This is a genomic window from Paenibacillus tyrphae, assembly GCF_027925525.1.
Lineage (GTDB): Bacteria > Bacillota > Bacilli > Paenibacillales > NBRC-103111 > Paenibacillus_G > Paenibacillus_G tyrfis_B.
In genome coordinates, this window is sequence record NZ_BSDJ01000016.1 from 62,762 (window position 1) to 88,636 (window position 25,875).

19 protein-coding genes and 4 pseudogenes are annotated in these 25,875 nt (G+C 49.3%); 11 read left to right on the top strand and 12 right to left on the bottom strand.

Going from position 1 to position 25,875, the window contains the following annotated elements; genetic code table 11:
- Positions 1 to 276: 276 nt before the first annotated feature.
- Positions 277 to 1,986, top strand: coding sequence for an arginine--tRNA ligase (gene argS, locus QMG93_RS19850; RefSeq protein WP_281939453.1), 1,710 nt, complete (start codon positions 277 to 279; stop codon positions 1,984 to 1,986).
- A gap of 83 nt (positions 1,987 to 2,069) precedes the next feature.
- Here argS and QMG93_RS19855 read toward each other — a convergent pair whose 3' ends face one another.
- Complete coding sequence (locus QMG93_RS19855; RefSeq protein WP_281939455.1) at positions 2,070 to 2,483, bottom strand: YjdF family protein; 414 nt, start codon at positions 2,481 to 2,483, stop codon at positions 2,070 to 2,072.
- 207 nt (positions 2,484 to 2,690) lie between these two features.
- On the opposite strand from QMG93_RS19855, the gene QMG93_RS19860 reads away from it, so the two are divergent.
- Positions 2,691 to 2,921, top strand: coding sequence for a YqzE family protein (locus QMG93_RS19860; protein WP_281939581.1), 231 nt, complete (start codon positions 2,691 to 2,693; stop codon positions 2,919 to 2,921).
- Positions 2,922 to 3,010: 89 nt separating this feature from the next.
- Here QMG93_RS19860 and QMG93_RS19865 read toward each other — a convergent pair whose 3' ends face one another.
- From QMG93_RS19865 to QMG93_RS19875, 3 genes are all read right to left on the bottom strand, one after another.
- Positions 3,011 to 3,937, bottom strand: coding sequence for a hypothetical protein (locus QMG93_RS19865; RefSeq protein ID WP_281939457.1), 927 nt, complete (start codon positions 3,935 to 3,937; stop codon positions 3,011 to 3,013).
- A gap of 167 nt (positions 3,938 to 4,104) precedes the next feature.
- A complete protein-coding gene (locus QMG93_RS19870; protein WP_281939458.1) occupies positions 4,105 to 5,157 on the bottom strand; it encodes a YqhG family protein in 1,053 nt (350 codons plus the stop codon).
- A complete protein-coding gene (locus QMG93_RS19875) occupies positions 5,154 to 6,962 on the bottom strand; it encodes a DEAD/DEAH box helicase (RefSeq protein WP_281939460.1) in 1,809 nt (602 codons plus the stop codon). The genes QMG93_RS19870 and QMG93_RS19875 overlap by 4 nt, the downstream gene beginning before the upstream one ends.
- 165 nt (positions 6,963 to 7,127) lie before the next feature.
- Between QMG93_RS19875 and QMG93_RS19880 the strand changes: the two genes are divergently transcribed.
- Entirely contained in the window at positions 7,128 to 8,219 is a 1,092-nt protein-coding gene (locus QMG93_RS19880; RefSeq protein WP_281939461.1) for a hypothetical protein, read from the top strand.
- 50 nt (positions 8,220 to 8,269) lie between these two features.
- A complete protein-coding gene (locus tag QMG93_RS19885; RefSeq protein ID WP_281939463.1) occupies positions 8,270 to 9,115 on the top strand; it encodes a biotin/lipoate A/B protein ligase family protein in 846 nt (281 codons plus the stop codon).
- 24 nt (positions 9,116 to 9,139) lie between these two features.
- On the opposite strand, the gene dat is transcribed toward QMG93_RS19885, so the two are convergent.
- Positions 9,140 to 9,991, bottom strand: coding sequence for a D-amino-acid transaminase (dat, locus tag QMG93_RS19890; protein ID WP_281939465.1), 852 nt, complete (start codon positions 9,989 to 9,991; stop codon positions 9,140 to 9,142).
- Positions 9,992 to 10,389: 398 nt separating this feature from the next.
- Here dat and QMG93_RS19895 point away from each other — a divergent pair, with 398 nt between their 5' ends.
- A complete protein-coding gene (locus QMG93_RS19895) occupies positions 10,390 to 12,987 on the top strand; it encodes an adenosylcobalamin-dependent ribonucleoside-diphosphate reductase (RefSeq protein WP_281939467.1) in 2,598 nt (865 codons plus the stop codon).
- An 80-nt stretch (positions 12,988 to 13,067) separates the two neighbouring features.
- Here QMG93_RS19895 and QMG93_RS19900 read toward each other — a convergent pair.
- From QMG93_RS19900 to kynU, 6 genes and pseudogenes are all read right to left on the bottom strand, one after another.
- Positions 13,068 to 13,475 (bottom strand): annotated as a pseudogene (locus QMG93_RS19900) (IS6 family transposase); the annotation flags it as partial.
- 114 nt (positions 13,476 to 13,589) lie between these two features.
- Positions 13,590 to 13,916: pseudogene (locus QMG93_RS19905) on the bottom strand (sigma factor); the annotation flags it as partial.
- Positions 13,917 to 14,183: 267 nt separating this feature from the next.
- Complete coding sequence (kynB, locus tag QMG93_RS19910) at positions 14,184 to 14,807, bottom strand: arylformamidase (protein WP_216798364.1); 624 nt, start codon at positions 14,805 to 14,807, stop codon at positions 14,184 to 14,186.
- A 31-nt stretch (positions 14,808 to 14,838) separates the two neighbouring features.
- Positions 14,839 to 15,687: a tryptophan 2,3-dioxygenase gene (gene kynA, locus QMG93_RS19915; RefSeq protein WP_281939469.1), complete on the bottom strand. Its 849-nt coding sequence runs from the start codon at positions 15,685 to 15,687 to the stop codon at positions 14,839 to 14,841.
- On the bottom strand, positions 15,684 to 17,081 hold the full coding sequence (locus tag QMG93_RS19920; protein ID WP_281939472.1) for an amino acid permease: 1,398 nt from the start codon (positions 17,079 to 17,081) through the stop codon (positions 15,684 to 15,686). Before QMG93_RS19920 ends, kynA begins: the two co-directional genes overlap by 4 nt.
- Positions 17,082 to 17,113: 32 nt before the next feature.
- Complete coding sequence (gene kynU, locus QMG93_RS19925; protein ID WP_281939473.1) at positions 17,114 to 18,400, bottom strand: kynureninase; 1,287 nt, start codon at positions 18,398 to 18,400, stop codon at positions 17,114 to 17,116.
- A 168-nt stretch (positions 18,401 to 18,568) separates the two neighbouring features.
- Between kynU and QMG93_RS19930 the strand changes: the two genes are divergently transcribed.
- Positions 18,569 to 19,183, top strand: coding sequence for a TetR/AcrR family transcriptional regulator (locus QMG93_RS19930; protein WP_216798368.1), 615 nt, complete (start codon positions 18,569 to 18,571; stop codon positions 19,181 to 19,183).
- A 75-nt stretch (positions 19,184 to 19,258) separates the two neighbouring features.
- Here QMG93_RS19930 and QMG93_RS19935 read toward each other — a convergent pair.
- Positions 19,259 to 19,543, bottom strand: a pseudogene (locus QMG93_RS19935) (fumarylacetoacetate hydrolase family protein); the annotation flags it as partial.
- Positions 19,544 to 19,655: 112 nt separating this feature from the next.
- On the opposite strand from QMG93_RS19935, the pseudogene QMG93_RS19940 reads away from it, so the two are divergent.
- The 5 genes and pseudogenes from QMG93_RS19940 to QMG93_RS19960 all read left to right on the top strand — a co-directional run bounded on the left by QMG93_RS19940 (position 19,656) and on the right by QMG93_RS19960 (position 25,875).
- Positions 19,656 to 20,299, top strand: a pseudogene (locus QMG93_RS19940) (IS6 family transposase).
- 210 nt (positions 20,300 to 20,509) lie between these two features.
- Positions 20,510 to 21,532 carry a MerR family transcriptional regulator gene (locus QMG93_RS19945; RefSeq protein WP_281939477.1) on the top strand — a complete coding sequence of 341 codons (1,023 nt, stop codon included), beginning with the start codon at positions 20,510 to 20,512 and terminating at the stop codon, positions 21,530 to 21,532.
- A 133-nt stretch (positions 21,533 to 21,665) separates the two neighbouring features.
- Entirely contained in the window at positions 21,666 to 23,282 is a 1,617-nt protein-coding gene (locus QMG93_RS19950) for an ABC transporter substrate-binding protein (protein ID WP_216795025.1), read from the top strand.
- Between the two features lie 44 nt (positions 23,283 to 23,326).
- Positions 23,327 to 24,793: a serine hydrolase gene (locus QMG93_RS19955; RefSeq protein WP_281939480.1), complete on the top strand. Its 1,467-nt coding sequence runs from the start codon at positions 23,327 to 23,329 to the stop codon at positions 24,791 to 24,793.
- Positions 24,790 to 25,875, top strand: coding sequence for a serine hydrolase domain-containing protein (locus QMG93_RS19960; protein ID WP_281939482.1), 1,086 nt, complete (start codon positions 24,790 to 24,792; stop codon positions 25,873 to 25,875). The genes QMG93_RS19955 and QMG93_RS19960 overlap by 4 nt, the downstream gene beginning before the upstream one ends.

Consider the following 25,875-nt stretch of genomic DNA (forward strand, 5'->3'; position numbering starts at 1 on the left):
TTTGAATTTCTTCCCTTATTTTTTCGTCGGTCTCCAAAATTCATACAAAAATCGCGAGCATGCCGGAACGAAGCGGCGCCAGACCGCCAAAACCTTGTGCTGACGCAGCAAACCCGGCTTGACTCGGTTTTTCGCGCCCGATATAATGGAACATATGCAAAGGCTGGCAAAACCTACGTGCGACGTTGAAAAACGGCACCCCGACCGGGGTGCTTTCTTGTATGAAAGCGTGCTGCGGGATGGCGGCGTTCGTTCGAAGAAAGGGGCACATCGTGTATGAATTACAAACAATGGTTGGCCGGACAGCTAGCGGCAAAGCTTGAGGGCATATCGCAGGAAGCGCTGGCGGAGCTGATCGAATATCCGCCGAATCCGCAGATGGGGGATTTGTCGCTGCCCTGCTTCAAGCTTAGCAAGCAGCTCCGGAAGGCGCCGCAGGCGATTGCGGAAGAGCTGAAGGCTGGTTGGAGCGACAATGCGTCGGTTCAGCGGGTCGATGCCGTTTCCGGTTATTTTAACGTATTTTTGAACCCGGCCGTTTTCGCCAAAGACGTCGTCGGTGATGTATTGGCGCGCCAAGACCGTTACGGCTCGCAGGAATACGGTCAAGGACGCAACATCGTCATCGACTTCTCTTCGCCGAATATCGCGAAGACGTTCCATATCGGGCATCTCCGCTCGACGGTCATCGGGAATGCGCTTTATAACATTTTCAACTTTATGGGATACAACAGCGTGGGCGTCAATCATCTCGGCGATTGGGGCACGCAGTTCGGCAAGCTGATCGTCGCCTACAAGCTGTGGGGGGACCAGGCTGCCGTCGAAGCGGAAGGCATCGACGAACTGCAGCGCATTTACGTCAAGTTCCATGACGAAGCCGACGTGAAGCCGGAGCTGGAGGACGAGGCGCGCGCCTGGTTCGTGAAGCTGGAGCAGGGAGACGAGGAGGCGCACAAGTTGTGGCGCTGGTTTGTGGACATCAGCTTGAAGGAGTTCCACAAGATGTACGATCTGCTCGGAGTGAAGTTCGATTCGTACGCCGGCGAAAGCTTCTATAACGATAAAATGGCGGAGGTGCTGGACGAGCTTAAGGCGAAAAACCTGCTGGAAGAAGACGGCGGAGCGCTGCTCGTCCGGCTCGACGATTTCAATATGCCTCCGGCGCTCATGGTGAAAAAGGACGGCGGAACGCTGTATCATACGCGCGACGTGGCGGCGGCCAAGTACCGCAAGAACACGTACGATTTTGACAAAGCCGTTTATGTGACGGATGCGGGGCAAAGCTTGCATTTTAACCAGCTGTTCAAAGTGATCGAGCTGATGGGCTACGATTGGTCGAAGCAGATGCAGCACGTGCCGTTCGGCAAAGTCAGCCTGGAAGGCGCGAAGCTGTCGACCCGGAAGGGCAAGGTCGTCAACCTGGAGGATCTGCTGGGCAAAGCGATCGAGAAGACCCGCGAAATTATCGAAGAGAAAAATCCGAATCTCGAAAATAAGGACGAAGTCGCCCGCAAGGTTGGCGTCGGGGCGATTATTTTCAACGATTTGAGCAACAACCGGATTAAGGATATCGTCTTCTCCTGGGACGAGGCGCTGAATTTCGAAGGCGAGACCGGTCCTTACGTGCAGTACACGCATGCGCGGGCGTGCAGCGTACTGGCGAAAGCCGATCCGTCGGAGATGCAATCGTTCGAAGGCTTCGATCCGAAGCACCTGGAGAACGAAGAGGCGCAAGGCGTGCTGAAGCAGCTGTACTTGTTCAAGGAACGGGTCGAGCAGGCGATGCATAAGCTGGAGCCTTCCATTATCAGCCGGTATTTGGTCGATCTGGCGCAAAGCTTCAACCGTTTCTATCATGAATGCAAGATATTGAAGGCGGAGGATGCCGAGGTGCGCAAAGCGCGTCTTGCGCTCGTGGAGTCCGTAAGGATTACGCTGAAGAACGGTCTGGCGTTGATCGGTATCGAAGCGCCGGAAAAGATTTAAACCTCATAACATGGCAAAAACACCCGATTGTCGGACTGTCCTATAGACAGCCCGGCATCCGGGTGTTTTTTTGCACGCGACCGTTACCGGCCGCGGTGCTTCGCTTTCGCTTTTTGAATGGCGATTTCGCGTTTGCGTTCCTTCTCGGCTTCCTGCTGCTCCCGGGAGACGACCTTGCGCGTCTTCTTGCGGTGCTCCAGCTCCAGCTTCAGCGCTTCCTGCGCCGCGCCGCGGATACCTTTGCGATCCATCTCGCGCGCGGCTTCGCGGGCGAGCCGCTTCGGATTGACGCGGCCCCGCCGGGCCAAGGCATCGACGCTGACGCCCACCGACGTTTGCGCGAGCAGCGGCAGCATCCGAAACTGCACGAACTCCATCACCTCGGCGTCGTACGGCTCCGGGCCGAACACGTACCGAGTGGCTTTGACCTTGCCGTCCGCTTCGTGTTCCGTCACACCTACCCAAAATTCACCTTCAAAATAAACGGTAAGCTTCATGCTTTCCCCTCCTTACGTCTTGCGAGCGATGGACATCCCGAGGGGGGAAGGATATGACACGGGCTTGCATCTCCGAAAAGCCGGGAGATCCCGTGCATCCGGGCTACCAACCGGACCGCGATTTTACGCTCGACTTCATTATAGGACGAAGACAGGTTTGCCGCAACCGGGTGCGGATCATACTGGGATGTAGAGGTGAACGGCAAAGTGGCGAAAAGCGACGAGCTTGTGAAATATGTAACGGAGCGGTTTGTCCGTTACATCGAGATGCCGAAGGAAGTGCGCAGACAGGTGCGGGCGGATAGAAGGGAAGGCAAGGAGCCGTGGCAGTACCGCTGGTTCGGCATGCTGCCGGTGGCGATCGACATGTGGACGAAGCCTTTGCGCGAGGGCGCCCGGCGTCTCGGGAGAAGCTTGGGCAAGAGAGCGGAGCGATGAAAACAATAGGGGCTAAAATAAAAAAAGGAAAAGCTTCTTGCCGTCAGGCGGGAAGCTTTTCTATATAGGGAAGAGGAGAAAACCGTAGGTTAAGGGTAAAAGCTGCCGAGACGCTGCAGCGCCTCGTAGGGAAGAAAGCGGTCGTCGTCCTGCCGGAATTGCACGAAGCGATCCCCGCTGGACCACACTTGAAAGCCTGCGACGGGAAGCGGCACGGTTACACTGCCTTCGTAAAGCTCGGCGGCGTACACTGGCTTGCTGCCTTGAGCGATCAACTGCTTCAGATCGTCGAAGGGCAATGGCTTGCCCGATTTTTGCACCCACGGCAGCCGGGCATAAGGTTCCGCAGGCTCCGCCTGTCCGCTTTCCTTTATCGTATGCTTGGCATCGGTATTGGTGAATGCTTGGACATTCGGTGCGGATGGCGTTTTGCTCTTGGGCAGCTTGGCGTCGCCGGCGAAAGGCATTTCCTCGCCCGTTTTGGCGTCGATATACCAGATGCGGTTCGCGTTCTGCACGGTAATTTTCCAGAGAGCCTGCAGCGGACTGAAGTACAATCTCTCGGCTTGATGCGGATATTCGATAAGTTCAAGCTGCACCAAACTTCGATGCAGCGTTTGCAAGCTGAATAACGGGTAGGAGCCTTTACCGTACTCGGTCAGCCTGTATGTATCCGGTTCTCCGGCATGGATGACCAGATAGCCCGCTTCCGAGCCTTCGGCGCTTACGATGATGACCCAGCCGTGCATGCCCGGTCCGAGCGGATAGCTTGTCCAGGACGCCTGCTGCCACGGTTCGAAGCCGGGCTGGAGCGCGAGCTGCTTCATAAACCGCTCCACGGCCGCTTGCAGCGTCGGGGCGGCAATGTCGGTTGCCGGTTCCTTCGGCGGCGCGGACGGAGGAGCCGCTGGCTTCGTTTCCTCCACCGCATGCGCGGGAGGCGATTCGAGCGGCCAGGCTGCAAGCAGGCTTGTGCCGAGCAGCAGCGAGACGAGCGCGAACGTAAGCTTTTTCATAGTTTCACCTGCTTCGCTTGGGAGTCGTTGGCCTGAGATCGGCATTATGCGCATTCCGCTGCGAATATGCCTTTATTGTACAAGGTATGCGCCGAAAAGATTGTTAGAACCTGTAGTCTGTCCCAAAATACTTTCCCCTGAAAAACGCACCGATTCGCGCCGGTTCGTCAGTACGCGGGCGGTTTCGCAGAGGAAACATGGAACAATCCGCAGTTGATGGCGGATATTCGGATGCGCGGGCGGTACTGCCATTCGATTTCCCGGGCTCGGCCGGCGTACTGCGCCTCGATGTCCGGCCGTTGATCGGGCTCGGCGGTCTTGAGCAGCGCCTCGTAATAATCGCGGATGCGGGCTTGTTCATCCGCGAGCCGAAGCTGCGCTTCCTTTGCCCAGCGGTGGTCGTACTTGGCGAGCTTGCTTTCCAGATGATCTTCCAGATAAAGCACCGCGCGGGGCAGGGCAATCCGGTCCGGGGTAATGTAGACGTGAGCGGGCAATTGCGGCGTAAAAGCGACCGGAGCGATCCAATCCATGAACCGCTCGCGGATCACACCCGTCTGCAGCTGGATGCCCAGAGAGTGAATTTCGCTGCGCTTCATATCGCAGGCCAGCTCCACCTTGTAATTGACGGCAAGCCAAGTATCGTATGGAACGGTCGAGGAACGTCTGGGCTGCTCCGGCACATGCTGCTCGAACAGCCGGACATACTTGCCCTTGGCCCGGACAGCGGCAAAAAGCTGCTCCAGCCGCCGGCTGCCGTAGGTGACTTCGTCCCGTGGAATGCGCGCGGTAAACGACGTCGGCACGAAGCCGAAATAGCGGCCGAGGATGCTGTCTCCCTGCGGCGGCTGCGGTCCGCCGGGGGCCGTGCCTGTCTGCGCGGCAGCTTCTGCGGGGCTTCCGGCAGGGGGCTGGCCGGCCGTACCTGCGAGCCCGGGAGCGGCTGTGCTGACGCCGGGCTGAGGCCCGCCGGGAGGGCCGTGCGGCTGCAGCTCGCGGTAGGCCTCCGGATCGAAGACGAAGGTGCACGTCATCGTCTCCGGGGTGACGCCGGTCCGTTCGACGAAGCTCCAATAATAAGGGCGGTGATTCAAATCCTTGTCGGCGGAGGGTGACAGCTTCACGGTCACGTAGGCGGGATGCTTCTCCATAATGTCGCACTGCTCCGCTTCCAGATAGCGCAGCACGAAGGAGCGGATTTGGTCCGCCGTCATCGTCATAGCCGGGCCTCCTCCCCGCCGTGGTCCTGCCCGCAGATGGGGCTGCCTATCGCGTTCAGCACGCTTTGCAGCCGCATGTTTTCCGTCGACTCCTGCTCCACCTCGGAGCGGACGACGGTGAACGAGCGCCCCAGTTCGTCAAGCTGCCGGCGGATGTCTTCCTGGCTGCGCGAAGACAAGATCAATTTGGCCAGATGCGATTCGAGCGATGTTTTTTTCTCAAACCGCTCCAGAATCGTATCCAGCTCGCCGATCACCAGCTCGAACATGTTGATTTTCTCGTGCAGCAGCGATAAGATATGCTCCTCGATGGTGCCGAGGGTGGACAGGTTGTAGATTTTGACGTCCTCCTGCTGACCGAGCCGGTGCACGCGGCCGATCCGCTGCTCCACCCGCATCGGGTTCCATGGAAGGTCGAAGTTGATCATATGGTGGCAAAATTGCAGATTGATGCCTTCGCCCCCTGCTTCGGTGGCGATCAGCACTTGGGCCCGGTTGCGGAACAAGTCCATCATCCAGTCTTTTTTGCCCCGGTTCATACCGCCCCGGTAAGGGACGGCCGAAATTTTCCGATCTTTCAAATATTGCAGCAAATATTCCTGAGACGCGCGGTACTCCGTGAAAATAATTACTTTTTCCCCGATGTCGCCGATCAGCTCCATCACTTTTTCAGCCTTCGTATTCGCTTTGATGCTGCGGATCAGCTCGACGAGCTCCCAGATTTTGGCGCGGAGCGGCGAGTTCTCTTCGGTTTTCTTGAATAAATTGACGAGCGTGATGAATACCGCATCCCGGCTGGAGCACACCTCGCGCTGCAGCGTCACAAGCGACAAAATGCTGCCGATATCGCCGCCGGATTCCTCGTATCGCCCACGGACGAAGTTGGTCACGCCGTCGTACAGCGCCTGCTCTTCGGGCGAGAGCTGTAAAGGAATATTGCGCACGATCCGTTTCGTGAAATTCACGTTGCCGTCGCTGCGCCGGTTGCGGATCATGACCTTGCTCAGCTCGTGCTGAAGTTGCTCTTCGTTCTTCGGAATCCGTTTGTCCACGACGAAGTTTGCCTGAAAGCTGCCCTGGCCGCCAAGCTGCCCCGGTTTGAGCAGGGTAATCAGGTTGTACAGCTCTTTCAGGTCGTTCTGCACTGGCGTCGCCGTCAGCAGCAGGCAGTACTTTTTGCGCAGCTCGTTGATGAACTGGTAGTTGGTTGTTTTTTTGTTCTTCAGCTTGTGCGCCTCGTCCACGATCAGCATGTCATACTCCAGTCCAAGCACGATGTCCCGGTGCGGGTCGCGCTTGGCCGTATCCATCGAAGCGACGACGACATCGTTCGCAGCCCACATGTATTCTTTTTTCTGGGCGACGGCGGATATGCCGAATTTCTGGTTCAGCTCGCGGACCCATTGCAGCACCAGCGAAGCGGGCACGAGAATGAGCACTTTGCGGACAAGTCCGCGGATCATGTACTCCTTGAGAATGAGTCCGGCCTCGATCGTTTTGCCGAGCCCGACCTCGTCTGCGAGAATGGCCCGTCCGCGCATTTCGGTCAATACTTTTTTGGCGGTATCGATCTGATGGTCCATCGGCACCAGATTCGGCAAATGCGACAAGCATTGGAGCTCGTCGAAGCTGCGGATCAGTCCCGATTGCTCGGCCTCCTCGGCCAGCCGGAACATCGTCCAGTCATCCCACGGACCGTTGCGCTGCGCCCGGTCGTGCAGTTCCTCGAACCAATCCCGTTCAAAATACAGCTGAACATGCTCATTCAATTGACGCACGTGTTCTTTTCGCTCGGTGGATTGCATCGGACGCGCTCCTTTTCCATCGGGTAACGAATCGAGTCAATTTTTAGTATGCACGAAAATAAAGTCTTTCAAACGAACCGGCAATGCTATATGATGAAAGGGATGGGGCCTGGCGGACGGACGCCGGGCTCTCGATTTCTGCGGTGAAGAAAGGGAGAGCTATCTTTGAGCAGACGCTTTCGTATCTGCCTCACGCTTCTGTTGACTGCGGCTTGCGCCGGATGTTCTATATTCGGTTCGGACGCCAAGCCCCGCATGACGCCGGTCGATGCGGAAGCGTCCAAAGCTTTGGATGAGACGGGCGATCTGCTCGTAGCCGGAGAGAACCGGGTATTCAGCGTCAACAGCAAAACGAACGAAGCCCGGGAAGTGCTGCAGACGGAGCAGCCGGTCAGTTCGGTCAGTTATACGGGGGAGCATATGGCGATCACCGTATTTCCACCTTCCGATCCGAAGGCGTCCCGAGGCTTTTACTTGCGGGACAGCGGGAGCGACAGCTTCACGATGTATCCGACGCCGGGCTTCTCGCCCAAGCTCAGCTACATTTATGGGGACCTGATGTTTCTCGCTTCCGCCGATAAAACGGCGCAGAAAGACGGCGACCATGCCAAGGTCGGCATTTATCAGCTGAAGGAGCATAAATGGCTCAAGGAATGGACGCTGCCGGGCGGCATCGAAGACATTACCGGTCGGGGCAAAGACCTGTGGCTCGTGACGTCCAACAATGCAACGACAAGCTCGAATGTGTATAAAGTCGACTTGGAGACGGGAGAATGGGGCAAGCTCATCGCCGAGGCCCGTCGGTACCCGCTCGATCAAGTGGAAGCCGATTCCGGCAGCGACCTGTATATGATGATCTCGCAGCGCAGCAAGACCGAGTGGTCGAACAAAATTTACCGCTGGGACCCGCAGCAGGAGCCTTACGAGCTGGCGCACAATTTTGTTTCCAATACCCGGCCGTACTCATACGCAATGCAAGCGCTGAACGGCAAAATGCTGATCGCGCGCTTCGATGCGACCGGAGCCCATCCGGATATCGAGAAGCCGCTGTCCGTGCTGGACTTAAAAACGCGCAAGCAGACGCATCTGGCTTGGGATCACCGGCCGGTGGCGCTGGACAAGAGCGGAGACGAATTTGTAGCGCTCGGGGAAGACGGCGCAATTGCGTTCGTGAAACCCGGCGGGGCCGAGAAACCCGATCGGGAGATGCAGGTTCCCGGTTTGCGGGCGGCAAAATGCCTGGCCGTTAAACGATAAAGTGAGCCGGTTCTCCGGCCGGCGGCCACAGAAAAAGGGAGGGATCGTGGATGACGCAGGAATGGCGATGGATTCGGTCCGGCTATGGTTCGCCGGCTTACAATATGGCGGTAGACGAAGCGATATTGACTGCACATGGCGAAGGAACGGCGCCGCCAACCGTGCGGTTTTACGGCTGGAATCCTCCGACGCTGTCGATCGGTTATTTTCAGAAGGCGAAGGAAGAGATCGATTTCGATGCGCTGGATCGCGAAGGTATCGGCTTCGTCCGCCGGGCGACCGGAGGAAGGGCAGTGCTTCATGACAAGGAGCTGACGTACAGCATCATTGTGTCCGAGGACTACCCCGGCATTCCGCGAAGCGTGACGGAAGCGTATCGCGTGCTGAGCGAAGGACTGCTGCTCGGGTTCCGCAAGCTCGGACTGGCGGCCGATATGGTACAGCTCGAAAGCGAGGAGGACAAGAGCAAGTACGAGTCGATGGGCTCGGCGGCCTGTTTCGATTCGCCTTCCTGGTACGAGCTTGTCGTCGAGGGGCGCAAGGTCGCCGGCAGCGCGCAGACCCGGCAGAAGGGCGTCGTGCTGCAGCACGGATCGATTTTGCTCGATCTCGATGCGGACCAACTATTCCGGTTGCTGAGGTTCAAGAACGAACGAATCATGGAACGGATGAAGCAGCAGTTTTTGCGGAAGGCGGTCGCGATTAACGATTTGCTTCGGAGCGTCGGACAACCGCCGGCTGGGCTGGCACAGACGGAAGAGGCGTTTCTGGCCGGCATGGCCGAGGGATTGGGCGTTAAGCTGGTTCAGGGAGAGCTAACCTCATACGAACAGGAGCTGGCGGAACGGCTGGCGGAAGAAAAATACGGCAATGCAGAATGGAACCTTCGGAGATAGCGCTCCGAAGGTTTTTTTGATAGGTTATTGAGGGATGCAGGTGGTGATGGCCTGCTCGAAAGCTTGCTGCAGGCGGCGCGTGACCGGACCCGGATGGCCGGAAGCGACGGGAATGCCGTCGACGAAAATGACGGGCGTTACTTCGATGGTCGTGCCGGTGACGAACGCTTCGTCCGCTTGCCGGAGATCGTCCAGCGTGAACGGCGTTTCGGCAACCGGGATGCCGAGCTCGCGGGCCAGACGCAGCGCTACGGCGCGCGTGACCCCGTGCAGGATCAGGTTGTCGGCGGGATGGGTAATGATTGCGCCTTCTTTGACGATCATCACGTTGGAGGCGCTGCACTCCGTGACCAATCCGCTGCGGTGCAAAACGACGTCGTCCGCGCCTTGATCAAGCGCGTGCTGCTTTGCCATCGTGTTGGGCAGCAGGTTGAGCGTCTTCAGATCGCAACGCAGCCACCGGATATCCTCCATCGTAATGACGGCGATGCCCTGCTGCATCATGTGAACGGGGCGCTTCACCTCGTTCGTATAAGCCATAAGGACAGGCTCGGCCTGAGTGGGAAACGCATGGGCTCTCGGCGCGGTACCGCGGGTAATTTGGAGGTAGACGGTACCTTCTATCAGCGAGTTGGCGGCGATTAATTGTTCCAGCTGCTTTTTCAATTCGCTTGTGACAGCGGGCAGGTCTATGCGGACGGCGGCCGCTGTGCGTTCCAGCCGCTTGAAATGCGCCTCGGCTTCGAACAATTTGCCCCCGTAGACGCGGAATACTTCATAGATGCCGTCGCCGAAATAGTACCCGCGGTCGTCCGGCGAGACGCGAACTTCTTCCTTGGGAACGAGTCTGTCTTGAATCAGGTAAATCGGAGTCATGGGTACACCTCCCGTATCATGTAGGTTTTGGGAAATAGGAACATACGTTTGATAATGCTGTTGAATTCGGTTATACTATTACTAGACTAACAATCGGCTGATTCATTGTCAAAACGAAGCAAAGGGCGGATTTTCAAGGTGGAGTTTGACTTGTTTTTGAGCGTACATAGTTCCAATTTTCCGTCAACTTAGGTCGGTTTTGTCGAAAAAGATGAAGATTTCATCAACGAAAAAGAGAGCTTGACCGTGAAAAAAGAAGCTAGCGGGCTTGTATTCCACACTACGCCGTTAAATCCGCTTTTTTCCTATTCGTAACACAATATATTGTATTGTATAATGAATTTCGCATACCAGATATTGTGATTGATCTTTGAAAATATTTCCGGGAGGTTGTTGTTTTGAAGACCGTGCAGCAGACCAAATTGGAAGGCTTAAGCGAAAAAATATTTCTTGACCGTTATGCGATGAAGGATGCCGATACCCGCAATACGAAAGTGGGAGATACGGTACTGGTGCTGACGAAGGACGATCCGAAGTTTCCGGCCAAGGAAGTAGGGGAAGTCATTGAACGTCAAGGAAACCAGGTCAAAGTCAAGCTGCGGAGCGGAGACGTTGTCGATTCCTTCGTTGAGAAGCTGACGCTGACACTGGAAAAAACGCCGCAGCAAATGTGGGACCGCTTGGCCGCTGCCATGGCTTCCGTGGAAGCAACTCCGGAGAAACGCAAGGAATGGACGGACAAGTTCCGTTATGTGCTCGATGACTGGAAGCTTGTGCCCGGCGGGCGGATCGCCGCAGGAGCGGACGCAAGCGACGAATTGACGCTGTTCAATTGCTACGTCATCCCGTCCCCGCATGACAGCCGCGGAGGCATTATGTCGACGCTGTCCGAAATGACGGAAATTATGGCGCGCGGAGGCGGCGTTGGGATTAATCTGTCCTCGCTTCGTCCACGGCGTTCCGTTGTCAAAGGCGTCAACGGTTCTTCGAGCGGCGCGGTATCATGGGGCGGACTGTTCAGCTACACGACCGGCTTGATCGAACAGGGCGGAAGCCGTCGCGGCGCGCTGATGCTGATGATCAACGATTGGCATCCGGACGTGGTCGATTTTATTACCGTGAAGCAAACGATGGGCCAGATCACGAACGCCAACTTATCCGTTTGCGTCAGCAATGGCTTTATGAAGGCGGTCAAAGAGGATTTGGATTGGGAATTGGTCTATCCGGATACGACCGACCCTGAATATGACGAGCTGTGGGACGGCGATTTGGACAAGTGGAGAAAGACCGGCAAAAAAATAAATCATTACCGCACGGTCAAAGCACGCGACGTGTGGCATACGATTATCGAATCCGCATGGAAATCGGCGGAGCCCGGGGTCGTATTCATGGAATACTATAACCAGATGTCCAACAGCTGGTATTTTAACCCGATCATCTGCACGAACCCTTGCGGCGAGCAGGGATTGCCGGCGTGGGGTGTATGCAATCTGTCCGCGATCAACCTGTCCAAGTTTTACGACGAGCATAATCACGACGTGGCATGGGACGAGCTTGCGAAGGTCGTCCAATATTCCACGCGTTTCCTGGATAACGTTATTGACAAAACGCCGTATCACTTCGAACAAAACCGGGTGAACCAGCAAGGCGAGCGCCGTGTCGGACTCGGCTCTATGGGTCTTGCCGAGCTGATGATTAAGCTGGGCATCCGCTATGGCAGTCCGGAATCGCTCGAATTCCTCGATAAGCTGTATGGCTTCATGGCGAAGGAAGCGTACTTGGCTTCCGCTGATATCGCGGAAGAGAAAGGCTCCTTCAAGCAGTTCCAAGCGGAACCGTTCCTGCAGAGCGGATTCATGAAGCATATGACGTCCGTCTTCCCGGAAGTGGGCGCGGCCATCCAGAAGAAGGGCATGCGCAACGTTACGGTTATTACCCAAGCGCCGACGGGCAGCACGGGAACGATGGTAGGTACCTCGACAGGGATTGAGCCGTACTTTGCTTTCGAGTACTACCGTCAAAGCCGTCTCGGCTTCGACAAGCAGTACGTGCCGATCGCTCAGGAATGGAAGGATCGGCATCCGAACGAAGAGCTGCCGGACTATTTCGTTACGGCCATGGACTTGTCCGCAGAAGATCATATTCGCGCACAGGCCGCCATTCAAAAATGGGTGGACAGCTCCATCTCCAAAACGGCGAACTGCCCGTCCGACTTTACGGTTGAAGAAACGAAGCAGCTGTACGAGCTTGCCTTCGATCTGGGCTGCAAAGGTGTGACGATCTATCGGGACGGCAGCCGCGACGTGCAGGTGCTGAGCACGGAGAAGAAGGAAGAGAAGGCTGCGGAAGCGAAGCCGGCGGCACAACCGGTGGCGGCCGAGCCATCCGCTGCGGGCGAGGAGAAGTCGCTTACCAATCTGTCTCAATCGCTGGCGGTTAACATTGACACCAAGACGGAGCAGGTGTTCGATAAGGAATATAAACGCCGTCCGCAGGCTCTGCGCGGGGCGACGTATAAATTCAACACCCCGTTCGGGATGGCTTACATTACGATTAACGATATGAACGGCAGCCCGAGCGAAATATTCTTGAACGTCGGCAAAGCCGGTTCCGATGTCTTCGCGATGTCCGAAGCACTAGGACGCGTCTGCTCGCTGTTCCTGCGCTACGGCGATCATGGCAACAAGGTGCAGCTGCTAATCAAGCACCTCAAGGGTATCGGCGGCTCCGGGGCGATCGGCTTCGGCGCGAACCGCGTCGAATCGATTGCCGATGCCGTCGCCAAGGCGCTCGAAATGCACGGCGATTTCTCCGACAGCGCGGACGACTACATCACCGCCACACAAGAGGTCGTGATGGAAACAACCGCTCAATACGCGGTAACACGCAGCGCGGCTACGTCTCTTGACCTGTGCCCGTCCTGCGGCTCGGCTTCGCTGATTAACAGCGAAGGTTGTAAAAATTGCAGCAACTGCGGCTACAGCCGCTGCAGCTAGGAAAGAGGCCTTCGGGCCTCTTTTTTGTTGAGCCCATTTAGTCTGTCTAATCAAGATTTCTTTTGGTAGGGATTAATTATTAATTCTTGAATGGCTGGTGGATATGCTAGATTTTTATCCAAGGTGATTACACGTGGGGTTTGATTATGTGGAGAGGACAAAGCCTTTGTAAAGAAACGCTTAGCTGCCTGCATATCCCGATTTTCAGATAACATGAAATCTATGGTTTTCCCCATAGAATCTACTGCCTGATATAGATACTTCCACTGACCTTTGACTTTGACGTAGGTTTCGTCGGTCCGCCAAGAATCGTTTGCAGGTTTCAAAAAGGGACGGATTCGTTTGTCGATTTCGGGTCCGAATTCATGGACCCATCTCATGATCGTCGTATGGGAAATCTTTAATCCTCGCTCGCTCATCATTTCGACTATATCTCGATAGCTTAAACTATATTTCAAATACCATCTCACCGTTAGTAAAATGATCACCGATTCCTATTGCTTCCATTTAAATAAATCCATTTTCGTTTCCAAAAAAGTTGCTCCATCCCATGATATTTTCAATTACGTTATCATAAATTAGAGCTTTGCACCACAACCCTAATTCTTATAAATTTTGCTCTTCTCAATCTTTAGCTGCACCTTATCCACGACATCATCGGCTTCGGTTCCGAGGATGTCGATCAACGTTATTTCATTCCCCTCTTTATCCGTGCCGATCGGATCGTGCAAGGATACATCCTTGCGCGTTTTCTTTATTGAGCGCAGATGCATGAGGATCTCCTACTCGATACACCGTGCCGCAAATGTAGCCAACTTCGTCCCCTTGTTCGGCGAGAATGATTCAATTGCCTTAATCAGCCCAATGGTCCCAATGCTAATCAAATCCTCTAAATCTTCACCCGTATTGTCGAATTTTTTGACGTTGTGTACTCAAAGCAACGTAGATTCTAGTGATAAGGAACTACTTTAACTCACTAATCGATAAAAAGGGAATTCACTCAGCTAAACCCCATTAACGCAGCAAGGCTGCCAGTAAAACTGCAGCCTTGCTGTGTTAATGGAGGTTATTCAACTCTCGTTCTCAGTTTGTAATGACTCCACAGCTCGTATAACTACCGTTAATTCAATGACAAAAGCAGGCGCCGCCGCCTGCTTTGATCATAAATTCGTTATTTCATTTTTCCATTTTCAATTTTAATATTTTTTCAACACGGCACGCACCGGACTTCCATCTGCTTCAACTAATGGTAACGGGAGGGCTGCCAATTCATAATCACCTGGTAAAATATCGTCTAAGACGAGCCCTTCCAAGATGTGAATGCCATGACTGGCAAGTTCATGATGGGCTGATAGTTCTTTACTATCTATTGGATCTACAGATGGCAAATCAAGACCAATAAGACGAACACCGAGTTCTGAAAGATAAGCCGCTAATTCTGGTTGGAGGTGAGGAATGGTTTGTGGGAACACACGCCGATCCTTCCATGCGTTAGTACGAATTAACAGACGGGTAATTCCTTTTAAATCTATACCGGATATTTCACCGACTCCAATGGATGTATAGTTAGGCAAATAGATGACACGGGCACTTCCGATATATAAATCGAGATCCAATTCAATGACTCTTTTTCCCTCATTATCAAAATGAAAAGGTGCATCAATATGAGTACCGGTGTGTATACTCATGTTGATTTGGCCTACATTGACAGATCCACTCTCTTCTTTACTCCAATTAACTTTGTAAGTGAAGGGTGTGTCCCCTGGCCAGACTGCGACCTTTTCGTCCAGCGGTTGTGAAATATCAATCCATGTCCCCAAGCAACTTACCTCCGTTTCTTCCGATTTTATCTCATAGCTTCGCTCTTAGACTCCACAGTTCCGGGAAGAAATGTTGGTCCAGAGCTCTTTTTAAATAAGTAACACCTGATGAGCCACCTGTTCCTTGTTTATGACCAATAATTCTTTCCACGGTAGTCATATGATTAAATCGCCATAATTGCTGCTGAGTTCCAATATCCACTAGCTTCTCTGCCAACTCATATAAATCCCAATATTGATCGACATTGCGGTAAACTGTCAGCCATGCCTCTTCCACACTGTAATTTGGTTGATAGTTTTGCGACCAATCCCTATGAAGAGCTTCTTGATCAATAGGTAATCCCCGGGCCGCAAGAGCATTGATTGCCGCGTCATAAATACTTGGCTCATGAAGTGACTGTTTCATTTGCTCGTATAGATCGAACTGATGTTGAAAAACGGATAATGTATGAACATTCTTGTTTCCTAGCGCAAACTCAATCAATCGATTCTGATAAGATTGGAACCCGGAAGATTGGCCCAATTTATCCCTAAACTCCATGTATTCAGCCGGCGTCAAGGTGGCGAGGACGTTCCATGACTGAATCAATTGCTGCTGAATTCTCGAAACGCGCGACAACATTTTAAACGATGGTTCCAAATCATTATTGCGTATACACTGAATAGAAGCTTTCATCTCATGTAAAATGAGCTTCATCCATAACTCGCTAGCCTGATGGATAATGATGAAAAGCATTTCATCATGGTGATCAGAACATCTATGTTGACTAGATAAAATCTTATCAAGATGAAGATAATCTCCGTAGGACATCGCTTTGCTAAAATCGGTTTGAATTTCTTTTTCTAGCCCCATATTTTTGTTTTGTTCGTTGTTATTCATTCTGTACCGTCCCTTTCTTTACTGTTCCTCTTTTTCCAAACCAAATACGCAGCAGACAGAAACAGTAACCATGGAATCCCGAATTGAAGCATAATTTTAAAACCTGTAAACCATGTAGAAATCATTAAACTACCTAGAAGAACCACTCCCAAGATCGTTAAATAGGGGAAACCAGGCATTCTTACCGGCAATTGACGTCCTCCCATTTTCACCCATTTTTTTCTGAAAAATAAATGAGAAATGAACACCATAAACCAAGTGAATAAAGCCCCGAACATGGAAATTCCCATCATCAATGCATAGGATGAATCTGGAAGCATCGCATTAATGGCTGCAGCAATAAAAATCCCAAGTGTAGAAACAGCAAGGGCACTGATAGGAACCCCTTTGCTATTAATTTTGCCCAAAAAGACAGGGGCATGATTACCTCGTGATAACGAAAACATCATGCGTGTTGAAGCATAAAGTTGACTGTTCATTGCCGATAAAGCAGCCATTAAAATAATAAAATTCATTATGCCAGATGCTCCTGGAATATTATAAATTTCCATTACTTTTACGAATGGACTTTTATCGATCCCCGCTGATTTCCACGGAACAATCATTAGCATGATGCCAATGGTCAAAACATAGAAAGTAGACAAACGGAATACGGTTGATTTCAATGCTTTAGGTACAGCTACATCGGGATCTTTGGATTCCCCAGCTGTGACCGCTATCATTTCTGTCCCTAGAAAGCTGAATAAAGAAATAAAGATAGCAACCCACATTCCCCACCAGCCAAAAGGCAGAAAACCTCCGTCATTCACTAGGTTGCCAGGTCCGATATTGGGCTGATCTGTTCCAAATAGGACATAGGATCCAAGAAGAATGAAACCAACTATGGCACTTATTTTTACCATAGAGAACCAATACTCAACTGTACCAAATATATAAACGCTTTTGGCATTTATATAAATTAACAATGCGGCAAACAATAAAATCCATACAATTGCCGGCACAGTCGGAAACCAGTATTTCATATATACGGCTATTGCGCTTACTTCTACCCCCACAGCAAGTACATTTGCTATCCAATATGAATACCGAACAAGAAAGCCTGCCATGGGATTGATGTACTTTTCAGAAATCGTTCCAAAAGATCCCGAAGTAGGATGAGCGACCGTCATTTCCGTTAAACATCCCATTAACAGCAATACGATAAATGCTCCTATCCCATAACTGAGTAGAACACTAGGGCCTGCAGTTTTAATTGCAAACCCGCTGCCAAGGAACAATCCCGTCCCAATGGCACAACCCATGGCAATCATCGTAAGCTGGTTAGTTTTTAAATCACGCTTTAACCCATCCTCTAGTTCATTCCCATTATTCGATTGTGCATTTTTATTTATCATATTTCATCCCCTTTTTTATTTAAAAAGGCTATCTATGCAACGACTTCACGTTCATTATGAAATATTTTGTATTGTTCTTCTGCCATGATTTTTTTGAAAATTTGTATGACTTCCCAAACTTCTGTATACGAAGTATACAGCGCAACCGGAGCAAGACGAATAATGTTTGGTGCTCGGAAATCCGGAATCACGTTGCTTTTTTTCAATGCCTTGCAAATGCGCGCAGCTTCTTCATGCTCAAGACTTACGTGACCTCCGCGACGTACGTCTTCTCTTGGACTTCCAATGATGAACCCATAATCTGCCAACTCATGTTCAATTAAGTTCATTAAATATTGATTGATTTGAAGAGACTTTTGGCGAATATTCGCAATACCGGCTTCCGAAAAAATTTCTAAAGATCCTAATAAAGGTGCAAGGCTTAATACGTGGGGCGTTCCAATTTGATAGGCCCCCGCTGATTCAGCTGGTGTTAGCGTATGTTCCATATCGAATTGTTTATCTTTTCTGGACCCGAACCATCCAGCCAATCCAGGGTTAGTTCCAAAATGTTTCCGATTCACGAATAAACCTCCAACACCGCCAGGTCCGCCGTTTAAATGTTTGTAATTGCACCAATACGCAAAGTCAACATCCCATTCGCTAAACGAATGCGGGATCGCCCCGATCGAATGACATCCGTCAAATCCGATTAAAATGCCTCTTCTATGAGCTTCCTCCGTTAATCGCTTCATGTCCAATATTTGGCCGCTGCGATACAGAACGGTAGGCAAGATGATTAAAGCAATGTCATCGGCCATAGCCTCGATGATATCATCTTCTTCTAAAAATCGGCCATCCCGACTTTTCACACGGATGAGATGGGTATCAGGATCGTATCCATGGATGCGAATTTGGCTTTGAAGGGCATAAATATCAGATGGAAACGTTAGTTCATCTGCCAAAATTTTGGTTCGCGCCCCTTCAGGCTTATAAAAAGTAGCTACAAGCTGATGCAAATTCACAGTCGTGGAACCGGTTACAATAACTTCGTCAGGAGATGCTCCTATTAACGGTGCGCTCAACTCGCCTAATTTCTCCGATAAGGTAAACCATGGATGATTCCCTTGCGTCCATCCATCGATGCCATGTTCTTTCCAATCGGCTAAAGATTCCAAGAGTGTACGTTCAGCTCTTCTCGAAAGTAGCCCCAATGAATTCCCATCCATATAGATGGAATCAGGTTTTAAATAAAATTCTTCTCGAAAATGAGAAAGATTATCCTCTTTGTCTAATTGTTTTGCGAAATCTAATGTAGGTTGAAAAAAATTCGAAAGCACCGTATCATCCCTTTCTTTATTTAAAATTACTCTTTCTAGGGACATCATATCAATGAATATGACACGATGTCAATATTATTATCCAAACGATTCTATCTAAACAAATCTTTCATTTTCATAGAAATACTTATATTCTAGAAGATAATTATTAATTGGGGAGGAATTAGAATGAGTAATGATAAAATAAGCGATAAACGACATCTACGCTCAGTCGCAACACGTCAAAAGTTGTTGGAAGCTGCGAAGGAAGTATTTCTTGAAGAAGGTTTTCAAAAAGCAACGATTTCTCAAATGATCAAAAAAGCAAACATCGGGTACGGAACAGCCTATGTTCATTTTGAAGGAAAAGAGGATCTTCTATGCGTATTAATGGAAAATGTCATGGCGCAATTTTATGAAATTGCCGAGATCTCCTTCTTCCCAAAATCGAAAGATGAAGCAGAGCAAATCATTAATAAACAAACCTATTCTTTTTTAAAAATGGCAGAGGCTGAACGTAATATGATGCAAATCTTCGAACAGGCCATTGGGGTATCATCTGTGATTTCGGATAAGTGGAAGGCAATTCGTGAAAAGTTTATTCAGCGGATATCCATGGACATTGCCTATTCACAGCAAAATGGGCTAGCCAGAGCTACATTAAACGATGAGATTGTTGCACGGGGTTGGTTTTTCACAAATGAAATGTATCTTTGGGAAATTGTTCGAAACGAACATCATCATTCTGTTGAAGAGATTGCTACTACTATCACGTCTCTTTACGCTACAGGCCTTTATCTCTAAAAATAGCGTTTTGCCAAGATGTTTAGAGCCCAGAAACTATGTTGAAACAGTCCTGGGCTTATTTCATTCAAACGATTACGCTTTAACGGTAAAGTCAATCGAACCGAGTCCATCCCATTTTGCGGAGTCGACGTCGCCTTCTTGCAGTTGATGCGCTCCGGTAATGCCGCCAGTTAAAATTAATTGGCCTGATTTCAGCTTACGACCTCTGCACGCAAGCATATTAGCCAGCATGGCTACCGAATTAGCCGGATGACCTAGCACGGTAGCGCCTGCGCCCAAATCTTTCAATTCTCCGTTGATAGAAAGGGTCACCCCGACCAAATCCAGTTCCAATTCATGCGGCTTTCTCAAAGTGGTTGTGGTGCAAAGCTCTAATTTATGATAACGTAATTGAAAATATCATGGGATGGAGCAACTTTTTTTGGAAACGAAAATGGATTTATTTAAATGGAAGCAATAGGAATCGGCGATCATTTTACTAACGGTGAGATGGTATTTGAAATATAGTTTAAGCTATCGAGATATAGTCGAAATGATGAGCGAGCGAGGATTAAAGATTTCCCATACGACGATCATGAGATGGGTCCATGAATTCGGACCCGAAATCGACAAACGAATCCGTCCCTTTTTGAAACCTACAAACGATTCTTGGTGGACCGACGAAACCTACGTCAAAGTCAAAGGTCAGTGGAAGTATCTATATCGGGCAGTAGATTCTATGGGGAAAACCATAGATTTCATGTTATCTGAAAATCGGAATATGCAGGCAGCTAAGCGTTTCTTTACAAAGGCTTTGTCCTCTCCACATAATCAAACCCCACGTGTAATCACCTTGGATAAAAATCTAGCATATCCACCAGCCATTCAAGAATTAATAATGGGGAAATCCCTACCAAACAGACTAAATATCTAAACAACATTGTGGAGCAAGATCACCGATTCATTAAGAAAATCACAAAACCGATGCTTGGTTTCAAATCGTTTCTTACAGCGGATCAGACGTTAAAGGGAATTGAGGCTTTACATATGATAAGGAAAGGGCAGGCCGATGATAATTCGACTGTCCTCACTGCTGTTGAATGGCTAAATAAGATATTTGGTTTAGTGGCATAGTCAAAGTATAGTTTGTCGTGTAACTGCGACTTTTTTAAATCCTTGCACCAGAACCGTTTTTTTTATATATTTACATCAATATATGTGCATCAAGGAAAAATTTAAAGGGAATATCTCCGTAAAGTGCCGCATGAGAAATTAGATTACTCATCTTTCAACTTGAATCTCAAGTTACTTGAGGTTTTATAATAACTTTGGAGGTGTTGCAACGTGCACTCAAATTCGAGGAACAGCGTAGACACCACACAAGATCAACAGACTGATCCGACAGCAAAAGAAGTGAAGTTTTCCATCGGACAAGTGGCGAAAATCACAGGATCTACTGTACCCACTGTCCGTTATTACGACGAGATCGGCCTGCTCTCACCTGCAGAGATAACGTCTGGCGGTCATCGTCTGTATACAGCAGCGGAAATATGGCGGTTAAAACTGATCCTTACGCTCCGTTATCTGAATTTTGGCATTGATGAGATTCAGAAAATGATATCGGGGGATATACCTGTTGATACAGCAATAGACTGGCAAATGGAAGCGTTGGACAACCAAATGCGTACGCTTGCCAGCATGAAATCCATTTTGGAACAGACCAAGCAGAGTAAGGGTGGCACAGATTCTCTCCGCTTTATGTACGAGCTGGTTGAATCAATTTCAGCAAATACATTGGCACGGGAAAAGTTTATTTTGAAAAAAATGTTCTTGTCCGTTTTCCCTGAACAATTTCCGGTTGAATGGCGAGAGATTTTTTTACTTGGGGTTAAAGTCTCTACTTTGCTGGATGGTAAGCTTTCGGCAGCACAAACGGCTGCATTAGATGAGTTGGAGGAAATGTTTAATGATTCACAGATTGTTCGGGAGTTGAAGAAAGATTTTCTGTCCTACCTGGAAGTCGTTCAGCTACCGAGAATCAGCGTTGAGATGTGGAGCGCCAAAATGATGAAAAACCATAAACAGTTGTTGAAGTTAGCGGAGCAACATGCAACTCCTGACAGTCCTTTCGTACAGGCGAACGTTCAAGAGTATGTCTCGCTGTTTGCCGATGTTGACGAACCCCCTGTCTCGGAGTCATTTTTCCGGCGGTTTGCAGAAAAGATGCTTTCAATGCAGTCAGAAAATCTCGAACGTTTCAGAAGAATTAGCTTTATCTTGTACCCAAGTCTGCAATCGTATATGAAAACAAATGAGTTATTCTACCAAGCATTAGTGTGGAAGCTTCAACAACTGGATAAAGAGTAATAGAACTCTTTGTCTTTCACTTTCTTTGGAAGCGTTAACATGATTAACGTACAGTTTGCAAAGGAGGTGAAATCATAACAATCATCGGAAGTACTTTCAGACAGAAAAGTGAAGTAGGGGGGACTGTAGTCATATGAAGAAAAACAAGCGAAGAACGTTCAGAGTCTTTTTGGGGGGATTTGTGACTCTCTGTATGTTTATGGTGGTTGGCTGCAGCAGTCAAAAAAATGAACCAGCCGAGCAAAAAGAGAGTGCCAAACCAGAGATGGGCGGAACCATTACAGTAGCGTACCCTTATGATCCGGATACGTTAGATGTCCAGAAGTCTGCTGGATCAGCTGAGGTCTATACCTGGTTGCTGGGTGGATCCCTGCTCTATAAGGATCCTGCCACAAACGAATACAAGCCCTCTCTTGCAAGTGACTATAAAATTTCAGAGGATGGCAAAACGTTGACCTTTACCATTCGTTCCGGGATTACTTTTCACGATGGGACACCTCTGACCGCAAAAAGTTTTAAGGAAACCTTCGATCGCGCTCTCAATCCGGAGACGAAAGCAATGACAGTCGGTGAATTAATGACTCCAATAAAAAGTGTGAAAGCGCCAGACGATCATACTCTCGTTCTGGAACTATATGAACCCAATGCTACCTTTCTCTATACGTTAGGGATTAATTCCTCGCAGCCGTTATCGTTGAAAGCGATTGAAAAGGCAGGAGAGGCTTACGGCCGGAATCCTGTAGGAGTAGGGCCGTGGAAGTTTGAGAGCTGGAAAGCGGGCAAAGTCACCTTGGTTAGAAATGAAGCTTTTAAGTGGGGAGAGGCCTATTATGAAAATCAAGGACCTCCAAGAGCGGACAAACTTGTCATAAAATCGATTCCTGACACCAATCTGAGGATGTCAGCGCTAGAGAGTGGTGCGATTGATGTAGCAACGGAGGTACCTGTTAAAGAAGCGAAAAAATTTCAAAACAATCCGAAATATCAAGTTATGGAGCGTGTACGTTCTGGAGTGGGTATGTTGCTGGAGATGAATCTGAGAAGACCGGAGTTTCAGGATATTAAGGTGCGTCAAGCATTAAATATGCTCGTCAATAAAAAAGCCATTATCCAAGCTGTTATGCAGGGAGATGGGGAAGTAGCCCAAACGCCGTTATCTCCAGCAACGCTAGGGTATGACAAATCTTTAGAGAAGTATGGGTACGAGTATAATGTGAACGAAGCAAAGAAATTGTTGGACGACGCTGGTTGGAAAGTTAACGGGAGTGGTGTGAGAGAAAAGGACGGGAAAACATTTAGTCTGGATTTGCTTAGTAGTACAGATATTGACAAAGAAGCCCAATTGGTACAAGCAATGCTGGGGGAAGCTGGTATCAAAATTACGATTCAGAAGCTAGAACTAGGGACGTATTTGCAGGAAGCAGTCAAAGGGAATTTTGATCTAACGCTAATGACCGGTGCGTATGATGATCCAGATATTTTATACTTTTACTTTTATTCCAACGGTGCCTACAACATGACAGGTGTAAAAGATGACAAACTGGATGCTCTCCTTTTGAAAGGGCGTACAACCATACAGATTGATGCCAGAAACCAAGTGTATAAGGATGTACAAAAACGTATAGTTGAGCAAGCGTATGTTGTCCCAATCTATTTCGATAAGGTCTTTACCGTCATAAATTCGCGAGTAAAAGGAGTTAAGTGGACATCTATCATGCCCACCTATAATGACAGCTGGATCGAGAACTAACAAGCAATTAGACGATCTATATGTGAAAGAAGGGAGAGTAGCGAATGCAAAATAACGGATGGGTTGATTCTTTTGAAACGTATGCGGAAAAATTGATAACTAAAGGTCAGGTTCCTGGTGTAGGTTTGGGATTGGCAAAGGATGGACAACTCTTTTATCAAAAGGGATTTGGCTTCCGAGATGTAGAACAGCAGGTAGGCGTTACGATCGATACGGTATTTGGAATTGCATCCATAACGAAATCTTTTACTTGTGTGGCGATCATGCAATTACAGGAAGCCGGTAAGTTATCCGTACATGACCCTGTAGTGAAATACTTGCCGGAATTCCGATTGAAAAATATTGATGTTGGGCAAATCACGATTCATCATTTTATGACGAATACGAGTGGCATTCCTCCCTTGCCAACAATGTTTGCAACGGTGATGCGAAGTTTGGAAGCGAATGGGGCAGAAGACCATTCATTCCCGGAAAGCAATAGAGGTGTTACGGTACCAATCGATACGTACGAAGAATTGATGCATGTTATTTCTACATTAGATGTAGAGCTTTTAGGGCCTCCAGGTACAGAGTTCAGTTATTCCAATGATTGCTTCGCCTTGCTGGGGGCGATCATCAATCGCGTCAGCGGCAAGTCGTATGAGTTGTATGTCAAAGAGCACATCCTTGAACCAATCGGGATGGGGCACACTAGCTTTTTCTTGGAAGAGCTGAATGGGTATGAGAATATTACAAAACTGTATATCATGCGTGACAGAGGCGATCAAAAGGAAGTGATCTCATCTCCGAATTGGTGGGATTTTCCTGCTTCCCGGGGGGCAGGAGCATTGAAATCAACGGTGCGGGATATGCTGCGATATACGGACATGTTCTGCAAAAGTGGGCTTACAGCCGGGGGAAACCGTATCCTGACACCTGAAAGTGTACAACAAATGATGACTCCTTATTTCCCGACAGATATGACACCTGGTCAGTTTTACGGGTACGGCTTGATCATAACGTCTGATTATTATGGAAAAAAGTTTGTTGAACATAGTGGTGGTTTAAAAGGGGTTACCAGTCAGATGTGCTTCTTTCCCGAAACAGGACTGGCCGGAGTAGTGCTGTCCAATATCGAATTGTCGCCGGCTTTGGCGATCATGTCGGGTGCGCTAAATAGTTTGGAAAACCGCCCTCCAGAATCCTCACACCTGGATAACAAGTATGATTCCGTATCTGAGGAAGTAATGCATCAATTCGTGGGGGATTATCAATCGAGAGAGATTGGGACTTTGCCGGTCAGATTAGATAATGGTCAACTGATGCTCTCCTTTTCGGGAGAAAACTATGTGATGAGACCATTTGCTGAAGATCTTTTTGTCATCCGGTTTTTTGGAACTGATGCCTCCGCACGGTTTATCAGAAACGGAAAGAATGAGATTGTTCGAATGGCTTTTGCGGGGAGACAATGTTCGAAAGAGGTAGCTGCGAATACGTTTGGAAATAAGGCGAGTGGGGGAAACGAAAAATGACACAGCGAGCCAACGCAAGTGATGTGAGATGCCGCCAGCTTGACGAGCTTCTTTCAACAATTGCTGAACAAAACAATTGGAGCGGGAACCTATTGATTTTGGAAGAAGGGAACCCTTTCTATCAAAATTCCATAGGGATGGCCAATCGGGAAACAGCTGAAAAATTGTCACCGGATTCGGTATTTGAACTCGCATCGGTTTCCAAGGCATTTACAGCAATGGGCATCATGATCCTGCAGGAACAAGGGAAGCTCGATTATTCAGATAAAGTGGACAACTTCTTCCCGGATTTTCCCTATGCCGATATTACCGTAGAGAATCTACTGGTGCACACATCCGGTTTGCCTGATTACATGGAGCTATTTTCTCATTGCTGGGATAAAACGAAAATTGCTACGAATCAAGACATTCTCGATCAGCTACAAAAGCATCGACCAGACGTCTTGTTTCAACCGAATGAAAAGTATGAGTACAGCAATACCGGCTATGCTTTATTGGCTTCCATTGTAGAACACGTAGCAGACACACCATTTGCAGATTTCTTGCAAAAGCATATTTTTCAACCACTCAATATGCACAACACAAGAGTGTACAACCGAAGATATTCTCCTCAGTTGATCCAGCATTACGCCTATGGTTATGTATATTCTGCCCCATCTGAAGCATTTGTGTTGCCCGATGAATCAAGTGAGCACGATTTTGTCATTCATCTGGATGGCATTCAGGGAGACGGTGCTGTCAACTCAACTCTGGATGACTTACGCAAGTGGGACAGAGCGCTTTACACAGAAAAACTGGTCAAGAAAGAAACGCTAGAAAAAGCCTTTTCCCCAGTGCGACTTTCTGACAACAGTATGTCTAATTATGGTTATGGCTGGCGACTGCAAGAAGATCAGGTGACAGGAAAAGTGGTCCAACACGGCGGAAGCTGGCCGGGGTATCGAAGCTGGTTACGACGATATATTGGGACAGATAAAACGATTATTTATCTTACAAACGTGGATCAGGAACATCAGTGGACGGAAAAGACTCTTGAAGCAGTCGAAAATATTATATTTGAACGACCGTACATCATTCCATAA

Excerpts from the sequence above, each read along its gene's own strand:
- argS (WP_281939453.1), top strand. The coding sequence starts at position 277 with ATGAATTACAAACAATGGTTGGCCGGACAGCTAGCGGCAAAGCTTGAG.
- QMG93_RS19855 (WP_281939455.1), bottom strand. The coding sequence starts at position 2,483 with ATGAAGCTTACCGTTTATTTTGAAGGTGAATTTTGGGTAGGTGTGACG.
- QMG93_RS19865 (WP_281939457.1), bottom strand. The coding sequence starts at position 3,937 with ATGAAAAAGCTTACGTTCGCGCTCGTCTCGCTGCTGCTCGGCACAAGC.
- QMG93_RS19870 (WP_281939458.1), bottom strand. The coding sequence starts at position 5,157 with ATGACGATGACGGCGGACCAAATCCGCTCCTTCGTGCTGCGCTATCTG.
- QMG93_RS19875 (WP_281939460.1), bottom strand. The coding sequence starts at position 6,962 with ATGCAATCCACCGAGCGAAAAGAACACGTGCGTCAATTGAATGAGCAT.
- QMG93_RS19885 (WP_281939463.1), top strand. The coding sequence starts at position 8,270 with ATGACGCAGGAATGGCGATGGATTCGGTCCGGCTATGGTTCGCCGGCT.
- dat (WP_281939465.1), bottom strand. The coding sequence starts at position 9,991 with ATGACTCCGATTTACCTGATTCAAGACAGACTCGTTCCCAAGGAAGAA.
- kynA (WP_281939469.1), bottom strand. The coding sequence starts at position 15,687 with ATGAATAACAACGAACAAAACAAAAATATGGGGCTAGAAAAAGAAATT.
- QMG93_RS19920 (WP_281939472.1), bottom strand. The coding sequence starts at position 17,081 with ATGATAAATAAAAATGCACAATCGAATAATGGGAATGAACTAGAGGAT.
- QMG93_RS19930 (WP_216798368.1), top strand. The coding sequence starts at position 18,569 with ATGAGTAATGATAAAATAAGCGATAAACGACATCTACGCTCAGTCGCA.
- QMG93_RS19950 (WP_216795025.1), top strand. The coding sequence starts at position 21,666 with ATGAAGAAAAACAAGCGAAGAACGTTCAGAGTCTTTTTGGGGGGATTT.
- QMG93_RS19955 (WP_281939480.1), top strand. The coding sequence starts at position 23,327 with ATGCAAAATAACGGATGGGTTGATTCTTTTGAAACGTATGCGGAAAAA.
- QMG93_RS19960 (WP_281939482.1), top strand. The coding sequence starts at position 24,790 with ATGACACAGCGAGCCAACGCAAGTGATGTGAGATGCCGCCAGCTTGAC.